Genomic DNA, 547 nt, shown 5'->3' with positions numbered 1-547 from the left:
ACACCTTTACAGGCTATTACTACTGTTGCGGATAGTTACCCAGCATAATAATTTATTCCGCATTAGACTGTTTATGTGGTTAACCACATAAGGTATCGATCAGGATATAATCGTATCGGCATCGTATCGCATCGATATATTCTTTCATGATCATTTCTCTGCTCATAACATTTCCCATCGTTACTTCCAGTGCGGAAAGCTCAATATTTGCCGGGAGAAGATCTACATTTTCCTGGTGATGTAAAATCCCATCTTCCAGAGAGATTTCTTCTTCGTTGATGACATCCATCATGATCGTTGCCAATGTGATGCGAAGATCATCCGGTTCCTCATATCCAAGACTTGCGGTTAAACTTCCCTGTGGATCCGCGTCGATCAGCAACACTTTCTTACCTTCTCTTGCCAGTCCAATGCCTACATTTACGGTTGTGGTGGTCTTTCCGACGCCACCTTTCTGGTTTACTACGGATATAACTTTACACATGATTTCTTCCTCCCTATATAGTCAAGTCTTTTTTCCTTGAAAATCAAGGAATTTCTAATGTTT

General features: G+C 40.8%; 1 pseudogene. It reads right to left on the bottom strand.

The window, feature by feature from the left end:
• Window positions 1-88: 88 nt before the first annotated feature.
• A pseudogene (locus tag G5B11_RS18815) lies at window positions 89-484 on the bottom strand (ParA family protein); the annotation flags it as partial.
• Between the last annotated feature and the right edge of the window lie 63 nt (window positions 485-547).

Origin of the sequence: Blautia glucerasea, from assembly GCF_013304385.1 — a bacterium.
In the GTDB taxonomy this organism is placed as follows: Bacteria; Bacillota; Clostridia; order Lachnospirales; family Lachnospiraceae; genus Blautia_A; species Blautia_A ammoniilytica.
The sequence above is the reverse complement of the archived record's forward strand: the minus strand, read 5'-3'. Positions and strand labels throughout refer to the sequence as shown.